13 protein-coding genes are annotated in these 12482 nt (G+C 70.0%); 5 read left to right on the top strand and 8 right to left on the bottom strand.

All coding sequences use genetic code 11. The annotated features are described in order from the left end of the window. Positions 1-38 precede the first annotated feature (38 nt). Positions 39-1010, top strand: coding sequence for a proteasome assembly chaperone family protein (locus G6N10_RS02250; protein ID WP_085094279.1), 972 nt, complete (start codon positions 39-41; stop codon positions 1008-1010). Between the two features lie 34 nt (positions 1011-1044). Further along, positions 1045-1740, top strand: a complete 696-nt coding sequence (locus tag G6N10_RS02245) for a PhzF family protein (protein ID WP_085094281.1) — start codon at positions 1045-1047, stop codon at positions 1738-1740. Between the two features lie 22 nt (positions 1741-1762). Here the strand turns inward: G6N10_RS02245 and nrdR are convergent, their stop codons facing one another. From nrdR to G6N10_RS02225, 4 genes are all read right to left on the bottom strand, one after another. Further along, the gene (gene nrdR / locus G6N10_RS02240) at positions 1763-2233 is read right to left on the bottom strand and encodes a transcriptional regulator NrdR (protein ID WP_085094283.1); all 471 of its coding nucleotides are present in this window, start codon (positions 2231-2233) and stop codon (positions 1763-1765) included. A gap of 98 nt (positions 2234-2331) precedes the next feature. Beyond that, positions 2332-2799 carry a LysM peptidoglycan-binding domain-containing protein gene (locus tag G6N10_RS02235; protein WP_085094494.1) on the bottom strand — a complete coding sequence of 156 codons (468 nt, stop codon included), beginning with the start codon at positions 2797-2799 and terminating at the stop codon, positions 2332-2334. Between the two features lie 130 nt (positions 2800-2929). After that, positions 2930-5896: an MMPL/RND family transporter gene (locus G6N10_RS02230; protein ID WP_085094285.1), complete on the bottom strand. Its 2967-nt coding sequence runs from the start codon at positions 5894-5896 to the stop codon at positions 2930-2932. Next, a complete protein-coding gene (locus G6N10_RS02225) occupies positions 5893-6324 on the bottom strand; it encodes an MmpS family transport accessory protein (protein WP_085094287.1) in 432 nt (143 codons plus the stop codon). The genes G6N10_RS02230 and G6N10_RS02225 overlap by 4 nt, the downstream gene beginning before the upstream one ends. A gap of 129 nt (positions 6325-6453) precedes the next feature. Here G6N10_RS02225 and lexA point away from each other — a divergent pair, with 129 nt between their 5' ends. Beyond that, the gene (gene lexA / locus G6N10_RS02220) at positions 6454-7131 is read left to right on the top strand and encodes a transcriptional repressor LexA (RefSeq protein WP_085094289.1); all 678 of its coding nucleotides are present in this window, start codon (positions 6454-6456) and stop codon (positions 7129-7131) included. A 21-nt stretch (positions 7132-7152) separates the two neighbouring features. Here the strand turns inward: lexA and G6N10_RS02215 are convergent, their stop codons facing one another. Both G6N10_RS02215 and G6N10_RS02210 read right to left on the bottom strand, forming a co-directional pair. After that, positions 7153-9273 (bottom strand): LGFP repeat-containing protein, encoded by a 2121-nt coding sequence (locus tag G6N10_RS02215; protein ID WP_085094292.1) that lies wholly within the window; start codon positions 9271-9273, stop codon positions 7153-7155. 221 nt (positions 9274-9494) lie between these two features. Further along, positions 9495-10655, bottom strand: a complete 1161-nt coding sequence (locus G6N10_RS02210) for an acyl-CoA dehydrogenase family protein (RefSeq protein ID WP_085094294.1) — start codon at positions 10653-10655, stop codon at positions 9495-9497. Between the two features lie 109 nt (positions 10656-10764). On the opposite strand from G6N10_RS02210, the gene G6N10_RS02205 reads away from it, so the two are divergent. After that, positions 10765-11241, top strand: coding sequence for a MogA/MoaB family molybdenum cofactor biosynthesis protein (locus tag G6N10_RS02205; protein WP_085094496.1), 477 nt, complete (start codon positions 10765-10767; stop codon positions 11239-11241). Continuing rightward, positions 11238-11660, top strand: coding sequence for a molybdenum cofactor biosynthesis protein MoaE (locus tag G6N10_RS02200; RefSeq protein WP_085094296.1), 423 nt, complete (start codon positions 11238-11240; stop codon positions 11658-11660). The genes G6N10_RS02205 and G6N10_RS02200 overlap by 4 nt, the downstream gene beginning before the upstream one ends. Positions 11661-11681: 21 nt before the next feature. Here the strand turns inward: G6N10_RS02200 and G6N10_RS02195 are convergent, their stop codons facing one another. Next, positions 11682-11915 (bottom strand): MoaD/ThiS family protein, encoded by a 234-nt coding sequence (locus G6N10_RS02195; RefSeq protein WP_085094298.1) that lies wholly within the window; start codon positions 11913-11915, stop codon positions 11682-11684. A 1-nt stretch (position 11916) separates the two neighbouring features. After that, positions 11917-12480: a molybdenum cofactor guanylyltransferase gene (gene mobA / locus G6N10_RS02190; protein ID WP_197745630.1), complete on the bottom strand. Its 564-nt coding sequence runs from the start codon at positions 12478-12480 to the stop codon at positions 11917-11919. Positions 12481-12482: the final 2 nt, after the last annotated feature.

Here is a 12482-nt window from a genome sequence, read left to right as displayed (position 1 = left end):
GTAAGGGACACTGGAAGCCGAGTAAGGAGGCGCGGCAGATGGACAACGATCGCCCCGAGACGTCCGGAATGTACGAGCTGGAGTTCCCGGGCCCGCAGTTGGGCTCGGCCGACGGCCGCGGACCGGTGCTGATCCACGCCCTGGAGGGCTTCACCGACGCCGGGCACGCGGCCAAGCTCGCCGCCGCGCACCTCAAGGCCAGCCTGGAATCCGAACTGGTCGCCTCGTTCGCGATCGACGAGTTGCTCGACTACCGCTCACGGCGCCCGGTGATGACCTTCAAGACCGATCACTTCACCGACTACGACAATCCGCAGCTGAGCCTCTACGCCCTGCGTGACAGCCTCGGCACGCCGTTTCTGCTGCTCAGCGGGCTGGAGCCGGATTTGAAGTGGGAACGTTTCGTCACCGCGGTGCGGCTGCTGGCCGAGCACCTCGGGGTTCGACTGACCGTCGGGCTGGGGTCCATCCCGATGGCGGTGCCGCACACCCGGCCGGTGACCCTGACCGCGCATTCGAACAACCGCGAGCTGATCAGCGAGCACATCCCCTGGGTCGGCGAGGTGCAGGTGCCCGGCAGCGCCGCCAACCTGCTGGAGTACCGGATGGCCCAGCACGGCCACGAAGTGATCGGCTTCACCGCGCACGTGCCGCACTACCTGGCGCAGAGCAACTTCCCGCCGGCGGCGGTCACCCTGCTCGAGCAGGTGTGCGCGGCGGCCGGCCTGGCGTTGCCGATGGCCGAACTGGCCGCCCAGGGTGCGGAGATCACCACCAAGATCGCCGAGCAGGTCGCGGAGAACCCGGAGATCGCTTCGGTGGTGACCGCGCTGGAGAGCCAGTACGACGCGTTCGTCTCCGCCCAGGAAAACCGCTCGCTGCTGGCCCGCGACGAGGACCTGCCCAGCGGCGACGAGTTGGGCGCCCAGTTCGAGCAGTTTCTGGCTCAGCAGTCCGGCGACGAATCGGGCCGGCCGAACGGCCCCGAGGACGGCCCCGGCGCGGCCTGACCCGGGATCGCCGCCGTCGGACTACCCTCGAAGCATGGGCATCGATGTGGCGGTTTTGCGGGTTTTCACCGATGCGGCCGGGAACTTCGGAAATCCGTTGGGCGTGGTCGACGCGGCGGCGGTGCCGCCGGCCGACCGACAGGCACTGGCGACCGAATTGGGTTACAGCGAAACCATTTTCGTGGACCTGCCGGAGCCGGGCGGACCGACCGCGTCGGCCCGGATCTACACCCCGGCCACCGAGATTCCGTTCGCCGGCCATCCCACCGTCGGGCTGGCCTGGTACCTGCGCGATCTGGGCCGCCCGGTGCACACCCTGGCGGTGCCGGCCGGCATCGTTCAGGTCAGCTACGACGGGGGCCCCGATGGGTCGCTGACTATGATCAGTGCACCGGCGGACTGGTCCCCGGAGTTCGCCCTCTACGACCTGGGCGCCGAACGCGCGGTGCTCGACGCCGACCCGGAGGACTACGCCGACGACGCCGGCCACTACCTGTGGGCCTGGATCGACGAGCAGGCCGCGACCGTGCGGTCGCGGGCCTTTGCCCCGGCGCTGGGGATCGCCGAGGATGAGGCCACCGGGTCGGCGGCGGTACGGATGACCGAATACCTGAGCCGGGACCTGACCATCACGCAGGGCAAGGGCTCGCAGCTCTACACCCGCTGGAGTGCGGACGGCTGGGTTCGGCTCGGCGGGCGGGTGGCGCACGACGGGCTGCGCACGGTCTGAGCCGGCTGCTGCGCTGAGCCGGTTACTGCGCCAGCGGCGCGGGCGAATCCCGGTGCCGGCGCAGGTCGGCGATCTCGCGCTCGAAGTCCTCGGCCGACTCGAAGGACCGGTACACCGAGGCGAACCGCAGGTAGGCGACCTCATCGAGTTCGCGCAGCGGGCCCAGAATGGCCAGCCCGACCTCGTGGCTGGGGACCTCGGGGGAACCGGCGGCTCGCACCGCGTCCTCGACCTGCTGGGCCAGCAGGTTCAGTGCATCGGCGTCGACGTGGCGGCCCTGGCAGGCCCGGCGCACGCCCTGGATGACCTTTTCCCGGCTGAACGGCTCGGTGACACCGCTGCGCTTGACGACGGCCAGCACCGCGGTCTCGACGGTGGTGAAGCGACGGCCGCACTCCGGGCAGGACCGGCGACGACGAATGGCCTGGCCTTCGTCGGTCTCGCGGGAATCGACCACCCGGGAGTCGGGATGCCGACAGAACGGGCAGTGCACGTCGGTTCCTTCCCGGCACCGCGTGGGGGCGAACGGCACCGTCTGGAAGCCTACAGGCGCCGGACGCCGCAGGCCGTGCGCCGTCATTGCGGCCACACTCAGGCGATCGGGGCGATCAGGGTCTGCCCGGGCCGCGGCTCGGCGCCGGCCAGCCGGTTGAGGTCGCGGATGCGCTGGGCGACCTGCTCGGTCGAGCGGTTCGGCGCCACCCGGGCGGCCAGCTCGATCAGCGACTCCCCCGGATTGACCTCGACAACGGCCAGCGTCTCGGTGGCCGCGGCCGTCGTCGGGCCGGCCGCCGCCGGATCGTTGGCGGCCGCCCCGAACTGGGCGACCGCGCCCAGCCACACCGTGATCAGCGCGGCCAGCAGGGCCAGGCCGACGGTGGCGGCCGGGGTGACCGGCCGGCGCCGGTGCGAGGCCCGTGACATCAGCACCCCGGTGCCCCGGTGCCGGGTTCCGGCGGTGCGCGGCCGGCGCCGAACGGCGTCGCGGGCTTCGACCCGTACCGGGCGGGCGGTCCGGCGGGCCGGGAAATCGGTGTCGGCGGTGAGCAGGGCGGTCATGGCGGTCCCCTTCCGGGTCGGTGTCTCGATCCTCTGTTCGATACAGTAATCGTTCATCCGTTCGAAACACCAGCGGCTTTCGAACGTGTAATCGAACTGTGTCCGAACATTAGAGCGAGGGTCCGACAGTTCAGGCGGGGGCGCCCTCACCCTCCGGTCGATCGGGCGCACCGTCGGGGCCATCGGCCTCTCGGTCCTTACCCTCCCGGTCCTTACCCTCCCGGTCCTTGCCCTCACCGAGCATCAGGGAGCGCACCAGGGCACGCGGACCGTAGGGCCGCAGCATCGCACTGGCCGGGCGCGGGCGGACCCGCTGCGGCCACCAGAACCACCGCCCGAGCAGCGCGGCCAGCGACGGCGTCATGAAGGACCGGACGATCAGGGTGTCGAACAACAGGCCCAGGGCGATCGTCGAACCGGCCTGCCCGATCGAGCTCAGGTCGCTGGCCACCATCGAGGCCATGGTGAACGCGAACACCAGCCCGGCTGCGGTCACCACCCCGCCGGTGCCGCCCATCGACCGGATGATCCCGGTGTTGAGGCCGGCGCCGATCTCCTCCTTGAATCGCGAGACCAGCAGCAGGTTGTAGTCCGAGCCCACCGCCAACAGGATGATCACCCCGAACACCGGCGCGATCCAGTTCAGCTCCAGGCCCAGGATGTGCTGCCAGAGCAGCACCGACAACCCGAACGCCGCACCCAGCGACAGCAGCACGGTGCCGACGATCACCGCGGCCGCCACCAGCGAGCGGGTGATGACCAGCATCACCACGAAGATCAGCGTCGCCGCGGCCAGCCCGACCAGCAGGATGTCGTAGGTCATGCCGGTCTGGATGTCGTAGTAGCTCGCGGCCGTGCCGGTCATATAGAAGTCGGCGCCGGCCAGCGGGGTGCCCTTGACCGCGGCGTGGGCCGCCTCCAGCACCGGTTTGACCGCCGCGATACCCGCCGGGGTCGCCGGATCGTTCTCGTTGACGATGATGAACCGGGCCGCCTTGCCGTCCGGGGACAGGAACAGTTCCAGGCCACGCTGGAAGTCCGGGTTGTCGAAGGCCTCCGGCGGCAGGTAGAAGAAGTCGTCGTTCTTCGAGGCGTCGAAGGCCTCGCCCATCGCGGTGGCCGTGTCGGTCATCCGGCTCATCTGGGTGACCAGCCCGTTGAAGCTGCTGTGCAGCGTCAGCAGGGTGGCCTGCATGGACTTGGTGACCGCGATGACCGGCGGCAGCTGCGCGGCCAACTGCGGGAACAGCGTCTCGACGTTGGTCATGTTGCCCAGCAGCGCGGTCATGTTCCCACTGAACTTGTCCACGCCGTCGAGCGCCTCGAAGACCGCTCGTCCCGCCGCACAGATCGGGATGTTGACGCAGTTCTGCTCGAAGTAGAAGTAGTTGCGGATCGGCCGGGCGGCATCATCGAAATCGGCGATGTTGTCCCGCATCTCGTCGAGGTTGCCGGTCATCACGGTCATGTTGGCGGTCATGTCCGCCGTGGTGGCACCCATGCTGTTCATCAGCGTCTGCATGCGTTCCATCGGCCCGATCACCGCGCCGAGGTCATCGGCCATCTTCTTCATGTCGGCCATCCGGTCCTTCATGAACTGCAGGTTCTGGGTGATCGGCAGGGCCTGCATGCTGACCTGGAACGGGATCGAGCTGTGCTCGATGGGCGAGCCGAGCGGCCGGGTGATGCCCTGGACCCGGGCCACCCCGTCGGTGCGGAAGAGCGCCTTGGCGATCCGGTCCAGCACGATCATGTCCGCGGGGTTGCGCAGGTCGTGGTCGGCCTCGACCATCAGGATGTCCGGGTTCATCGTGGCGGCGCTGAAATGCCGCTCGGCGGCGGTGTAGCCGATGTTGGACGGCACGTCCTGGGGGATGTAGTAGCGATCGTTGAAGCTGATCTTCATGGTCGGCATGATCAACAGGCCGACCAGGGTGACCAGGATGGCCGACACCGCGACGGGCAGCGGCCAGCGCGCCGCGGCGGTGCCGATCCGCCGCCACCGGCGGGTGTTGGCCGCACCCTTGGGCTCCAGCAGACCGAACCGGGTGGCCACCGTGACGATCGCGGGGGCCGCGGTCAGCGCGCCGGCGATCACCACCAACAGGCCCACCGCCGACGGGATGCCCAGGGTGCTGAAGTAGTCCAGCCGGGCGAAGTGCAGACACATCGTGGCACCGGCGATGGTCAGCCCGGACCCCAGCACAACGTGGTAGGTACCGCGGAACATCGAGTAGTAGGCGGTCTCGGGGTCCTCGCCGTTGCGACGGGCCTCCTGGTAGCGCCCGACCAGGAATATCCCGTAGTCGGTGCCCAGCGCGATCGCCAGCGAGGAGAGCAGCGCGACGACGAACGTCGAGAAGCCCAGCAGCTGATGGTCGCCGAGCAGCGCAACCACGCCGCGCGCGGTGCCCATCGACAGCCCGACCATCGCCAGGATCAGCAACACCGTGGACACCGATCGATAGACCAGTGCCAGCATGATGATGATCACGATGCCGGTGACGCCCATCATGATGAACATCGACTTGTCGGCGGCCTCGTTCATGTCCGTGGTCAGCGCGGCGGGCCCGGTGACGTAGGCCCGGATTCCGGCCGGCGGCGGGTTCGCGTCGACGATGTGGCGGACCGCCTCCACCGAGGCCATCCCCTCGGTGCTGCCCTGGTTGCCCGCGACGTTGATCTGCACGTAGGCGGCCAGGCCGTCGGCGCTCTGGTTGCCCGCGGCGGTGATCAGGTCACCCCACAGGTTCTGCACGTGCTGGACGTGCTGGGTGTCCGCCTCGAGCTTGACCACCAGGTCGTCGTAGTACTCGTGCGCCTGGGTGCCCAGGGGTTCGTCACCCTCCAGCACCACCATCACCATGCTGTCGGAGTCGGACTCCTGGAACACCTCGCCGATTCGCTTGGCGGCGATCACCGACGGCGCGTCGGCCGGCGACATCGACACCGCGTTCTCGCGGGCCACCGGTTCGATCTGCGGCACCAGCAGATTCAGCGCCGCGGTCATCCCAACCCAGATCAGGATGATCGGCACCGCGAAGGCGCGGACAAAACGCATGAATGCGGGGCGGGGGTTACCGCCGTGCTCGCTCATGCCGCCTTCACCAGGCAGAAGGCCTGCGCGGCAGGACCGGTGACGGTCTGCTCGTCCTTGACGGTGCCGTTGACGGTGATCCGGCAGCCCAACTGCCCGACATCACCCTGGGCGACCAGGTTGGCGACGACCGCCGGGATGGTGGTGGAGAAACTGTGCGTCCAGGGCAGGCCGTTGAAAACGGCCTCCTCGGGCTGGGCGTCGGCGTTAAGGTAGCTGACCCGGCCGCTCGCGGATGCCGGCCCAAACAGCTCGTAGGTGACTTCCTTGGGGTTGAACGGCACGATGGTCTCCACAGTCTTGTTGCCGACGGCGAAGATCTCGTCGGATCCGAATTTGCCGCGCAGTTGCAGCACGCCGGTGGTACCGAGCGCCACGGCGATCAGCACGACCAGCGGAATCCACATCCGTTTGATGATCGCGAGCATCACTCACCCCTCCGTCGCGGTTTCCTGACCCGTTATGAATACCATACGGGGTAGGGTATCGACCAACGGCCGCAAGCAATCTCGAACAGATGTTTGATAAACCAGGTCGGGCGGACTATATTCGCAGGTATGGGCGAAAGCAGCGAACCCCGCACCGGTGATCTCGATCCGAATCTGACCGAGCGTCAGCGCCGGATCCTCGAGGTGATCCGCGCCTCGGTGGCCGGCCGCGGCTATCCCCCGAGCATCCGGGAGATCGGCGACGAGGTCGGCCTGACCTCCACCTCGTCGGTCGCCCATCAGCTGCGCGCCCTGGAACGCAAGGGCTATCTGCACCGCGACCCCAACCGGCCCCGCGCGGTCAATGTGCGCAGTGCCGACGGCACGCCGTACGTGCCGCAGACCGAGGTCGCCGGCTCCGATGCGCTGCCGGAACCCACCTACGTTCCGGTGCTGGGCCGGATCGCCGCCGGCGGGCCGATCCTCGCCGAGGAGGCCGTCGAAGAGGTCTTCCCGCTGCCCCGCGAGCTGGTCGGCGAGGGATCGCTGTTCCTGCTCAAGGTGGTCGGCGAATCGATGGTCGACGCGGCCATCTGCGACGGCGACTGGGTGGTGGTGCGTCAGCAGAACGTCGCCGACAACGGCGACATCGTGGCGGCGATGCTCGACGGCGAAGCCACCGTCAAGACCTTCAAACGCACCAGCGGCCAGGTCTGGCTGATGCCGCACAACCCGGCCTTCGACCCGATCCCCGGCAACGACGCGGTGATCCTGGGCAAGGTCGTGACGGTCATCCGCCGGATCTAGGCCCGGCCTCCACCGCGCCGGCTAATCGGCGCGGTGGAAACCGTTGGCCTGAGCGTGCTGCTCGTCGGCGAACCAGATGTCGGCGATCGTCTCGTCGTAGGACAGTCCGCCCGGCACGTGGTAGCTGCCCGAGCGCATGCAGGCCTTGATCGAGAAGCCCGCGGGCGCCTCATGCGGATCCTCCAGCGGCAGGTGGATCGCCGGGTAGGCCGACTCCTCGCCGCCGTGCGGCTCCGGGTCCGGCTCCGGCTGTGCGACCGGACGGGTCAGCGCCTCGGGCTGATAATCGTTGAACAGCCCGTACTTGTCGCCCCAGTCCGGCAGCGGCGGGACCAGCGGTTCGGCGTAGTCCACCGACTCGGTCTGTTCCTCGGCCGGCTCGTAGCGCACCGCGGCGTGCCGGCCCGACGGCGTCTCGTCGTCGAAATCCGCGCCCTCGGCGACAAAGTCGTAGCGGGTCGGCGCGGTGTTGATGACGTCCTGGTTCTCCTCGAGGTCCGCGGTGGTCTCGACCTGGTGGGCGCCGCGGTGGGTGAACAGCTCGTCATGGATGACGACGTCGCCGGCCCGGTAGCCGGAGCCCTCCTCGTAGTCGTCGCCGTAGGTCACCTCGCCGTAGTGCGCGTCACCGTAGTGGGAGTCACCGTAGTGGGAGTCGCCGTAGTGGGAGTCGCCGTAGTGGGAGTCGCCGTAGTCGTCGCCGTAATCGGTGTCGCCATGATCGGCGTCGCCGTGGTCGGACTCATCCTGGCCGCGCTGCCGGCGCTCGGTCGGCTCGGCGGCCGCCGCGGCGCCGGACCGACGCCGGCCGATCAGCCAGACCAGGCCCGAGATCGCCACCAGCACCAGCAGCGGCACCAGCCACCACAGCCAGGACACGTTCCAACCGCTGGAATCGGGCTGCTCGACCGGCGGAGCGGCCGGCACGTTCGGCAGCGGCTGGTTGGGCACCTCGATGCCCTCCAGGGAACCGGCCAACTCATCGGGCTTGGTGGTGAAGGTGCGGTCCGTGGCGTTCCAGGTGATCTCGCCGCCGCTGAAGCGCTGGCTCATCACATCGCGGTTGATGTCGTGCTCGGCGATCGGGATGCCGAGCGCGCCGGTCGGCCCACCGAGCTTGTCCCAGGCCGTCTTGACCGGGCCGTTGACGACGATGGCGCCGTGCTCCTCGGTCCAGAAGATGACCGGGTGATCCGGTGCGGCGAAGCTGACCTGTTTGCTGTCGGGGACCCCGCCGTCGACCTCACCGCTGGTCGGGAAGGCCAGCTCCCCGGTCGGGCCGCCGGCGGACTCGTAGCGGGCCAGAATGGCACCGGTCAGCGCGTGCGCCCCGGTGTCGACGGTGTAGTAGATCTTGCCGTTGGCGAAGTTCTGCGCGGTCCCCTCATCGCCGATCGAGTAGGCGTCGCCGTCGCGGGCGCCGAGCGGACCGTCGGGTCCGCCGGCCATCCGATAGGCCAGGTTGATCGCGGTCGCGGGATCGGCCGGGACCGTCAGGCCGGCCAGCTCACCGGCCAGCTCCGGCGGTTCGGTGGTGAAGGTGGCGGTCGCGGTGTCGTAGGAGATCAGGCCGTTGACGAAGCGCTGGTTGATCACCGAGCCGGCGTAGGTCTCGTCCTCCACCGGCACGCCGAGCGCGCCGGCCGAGCCGCCGAGCCGGTCCCAGGCCGCGTTCATCGCGCCGCGGACCACCCACGCGCCGGTCTCCGGGGTCCAGAAGATGACCGGATTGTCCGCGGCGGAGAAGGTGCTGTTGCGCGACTCCGGGCTGACCCGGCCCGGGCCCTCATCGATGGTCGGGAAGCCCAGGTCGCCGTCCGGGCCGCCGAGGGCGCGGTAGCGGTCCAGGATCGCGCCGTGCATGATCCGGGCGCCGGTGGCCGGGGTGTAGTAGATGGCACCGGCGGCGAAGTTCTGCACGAATCCGGGGCCGGCGGCGTAGACCCCGCCGTCCTTGTCCCCCAGCGTGGAAGCCACCCCACCGGCGGCGTTCCAGGCGTCGGTGATGGCGACGTCGGCGTCACCCTCGGGGGTGGCCGAGGCCGGCGCGGCGGCCATCAGGCCGACCATCGCGACCAGCGCGACGCACGCGACGGTCGCGCGCCCCATCGCCCATCGCCACGGGCTTCGTTGCCTCGTCATGCACACTCCCAGCGGTCGCGTCCCACAAAACACCTTCGTCACGATTCTCAACCTCGTGACACTATGCGGTTGCTGGGACTTCGGGTGGTCGTCACCTTCGGACAATACCGATCTGAGATGGAAATGAGCCGCAGCCGCGACCCGTTTCGCCGGGCAATTTGCTGGCGAAACGCGCCGCGGACCCCGGCCTGCTGCCGGGGCCCGCGGGTGGTCGCCGTCGTTCAGACGCCGAGGCTGCGCCCGATGATTTCCTTCATGATTTCGGTGGTGCCGCCGTAGATGGTCTGCACGCGGGCATCCATGTAGGCCCGCGCGACCGGGTATTCCCGCATATAGCCGTAGCCGCCGTGCAGTTGCAGGCACCGGTCGATCAGCTTCACCTGCTGCTCGGTGGACCACCACTTGGCCATCGCGGCCTGCTCGATGGTGAGCTTCTCCTCCAGGTGCAGCTTGAGGAACTCGTCGATCATGATCCGCACGGCGGTGGTCTCGGTGGCCAGTTCGGCCAGCAGGAACCGGCTGTTCTGGAAGCTGCCGATCGAGCGGCCGAAGGCCTTGCGGTCCTTGGTGTACTGCAGGGTCTCCTCCAGCACCGCCTCCATCGCGGCGGCGGCCATCACGGCGATCGAGATCCGCTCCTGGGGCAGGTTCTGCATCAGGTAGACGAAGCCCTGACCCTCCTCGCCGAGCAGGTTGGCCACCGGCACCCGGACGTCGGTGAAGGACAGTTCGGCGGTGTCCTGGGCGTCCAGACCCATCTTGTCCAGGTGGCGGCCGCGCTCGAAGCCCGCCATGCCGCGCTCCACGACCAGCAGCGAGAAGCCCAGCGCGCCCTTGTCCGGGTCGGTCTGGGCGACCACGATCACCAGGTCGGAGTGGATGCCGTTGGTGATGAAGGTCTTCGAGCCGTTGAGGATGTAGTGGTCACCGTCGCGGACCGCGCGGGTCTTGATGCCCTGCAGGTCGCTGCCGGTGCCCGGCTCGGTCATCGCGATGGCGGTGATCAGCTCACCGCTGCAGAAGCCGGGCAGCCAGCGCTGCTTCTGCTCGTCGTTGCACAGTCGCAGCAGGTACGGCAGGCACACGTCGTTGTGCAGCGAGAAGCCCAGCCCGCTGTAGCGGCCCGCGACGGTCTCCTCCACCAGCACCACGTTGTAGCGGAAGTCGTCGGTGCCGCCGCCGCCGAACTCCTCGGGCACCGCCATCCCGAGGAAGCCCTGCTTGCCGGCCTCGACCCAGACGCCGCGGTCGACGATCTTGTCCTTCTCCCACTGCTCGTGGTACGGCGCGACGTGCTTGTCCAGGAAGGCGCGGTATGACTCGCGGAACAGTTCGTGCTCGGGCTCGAACAGCGTGCGGTCGTACTTCAGGACCTGGCCCATGAATTTCCTCCGGCAATGACTGGGAATGGATCGGAATGTGACCCCGAACATACCCCAACCGGTCGGTTGGTTGGCCTGCGGTCCGGGTGTGTCCGGCTACGCTCGGCCGATGATCTCGGCTGGCGTGCTCACCGTGTCCGACCGGTCGGCCGCGGGCACCCGACCGGACACGGCGGGCCCGATCGCGGTGGCCGCGCTGCGCGAGGCGGGCTTCGACTGCGCGCCGCCGCGGATTGTCGCCGACGGCGCCGACCGCGTCGCGGCAGCGCTGCGGGCGATGCTGGCCGACGGGCTGCGGCTGATCGTGACCACCGGCGGCACCGGGGTCGGGCCGCGCGACGCCACCCCGGAGGGCACCGCCCGGGTGCTGCAGCGACAGCTGCCCGGCATCGCCGACGAGTTGCGCCGCCGCGGCCTGGCCAACACCCCGATGGCGATGCTCAGCCGCGGCATCGCCGGGGTCGTCGAGGACGCCCTGGTGGTGAACCTGCCCGGCTCGCCGAAGGCCGTCGCCGAGGGCATGCCGGTGGTGACCGCGGTCGCCGGCCACGTGCTGTCCCAGCTCAGCGGGGAGGATCACCGGTGACGGTCGCACTGGCCCGGATCAGCGACGCGGCTCTGTCGCTCGATGAGCATGTCGCGGCGGTCGACGGCCGGACCGCCGGCGCGGTCGCGACGTTCATCGGGCAGGTCCGCGATCACGATCCCGACGCCGCCGACGCCGTGGTCGCCCTGGAGTACAGCGCCCATCCCGACGCCGAGGCGGTGCTGGCCCGGCTGGCCGGCGCCGCGGCCGGTGATCGGGCGACCGTGGCGGTCAGTCACCGCGTCGGCCGGCTCGCGGTGGGCGATGCGGCGGTGATGATCGCGGTGTCCGCCGCGCACCGGGACACCGCGTTCACGGTGTGCCGCGCGGTGATCGAGACGATCAAGGCCGAGTTGCCGGTGTGGAAGCGGCAGATCGAGGCCGACGGGACCGAGCGCTGGAAAGGGATCGGCGGCTAGCCGCCGCTTCAGCGCCGGCGGCTAGCCGCCCGCGAACGGCGGCAGCACGTCCACCGTCGCAGCTGCGGGCAGCGCGGCGCCGTCGTCGGCCCGGGTGCCGTCCACCAGCACCGAGCAGCAGCCCCACAGCTCGCCCAGGCGGGGGTGCTGCGCGGTCAGCGCCGCCTTCAGCTCACCGATGGTGGCCGCGTCGCTGTCGCGCTCGGGTGCCCCGGCGGCCTCGGCGGCCGCGGCGAAGAACCGCACCAGTGCCACGTCAGTCTCCTTCGATCGCCGCGCGCACGCGGTCCAGGTCGGCCGCGGTGTCGATGTCGGCGCTGATCCCATCATGGTCGTCGCACCACTGCACGGCCAGGCCGCCGAGCACGGCGCGGCAGGACGCGCCGGCGATCGGCCCGCCGAAGCGCTCCAGCGCGTCGCGCAGCGCCGCGGTCCGGTAGCGCCCGGCCAGCCACTGCGGGTGGCCATCGGCCCGCAGCAGCACCGCGTCGCCGCGGACCGGCCCCGCCAGCCGCCCGACCACGGCGTCCGGGTGGGCCAGGTCCCCCGCCAGCACCAGCACCTCCGGCACGCCCGGGCCCAGCGCCGCCAGCCCGGCCGCGATCGCCGCGACCGGCCCGGAGCGCGGCGGATCCTCCCGGACCCAGTCGATGCCGGCCGCCGGATCCAGCACCGGGCCGACCGCCACGATCGGCGCGCAGCCGGCCAGTGCGGCCAGGCTGCGCTCCAGCAGGGTGCGCCCGCCCAGGCGCAGCAGCGGCTTGGCCCGCCCACCCAGGCGCGTCCCGGCGCCGCCGACCAGCACGATCGCCCCGGGCACCG

The organism is Mycolicibacterium fallax (assembly GCF_010726955.1).
In the GTDB taxonomy this organism is placed as follows: Bacteria; Actinomycetota; Actinomycetes; order Mycobacteriales; family Mycobacteriaceae; genus Mycobacterium; species Mycobacterium fallax.
Note: the sequence above shows the minus strand (reverse complement) of the source record. Positions and strands in the feature narration are given on the sequence as shown.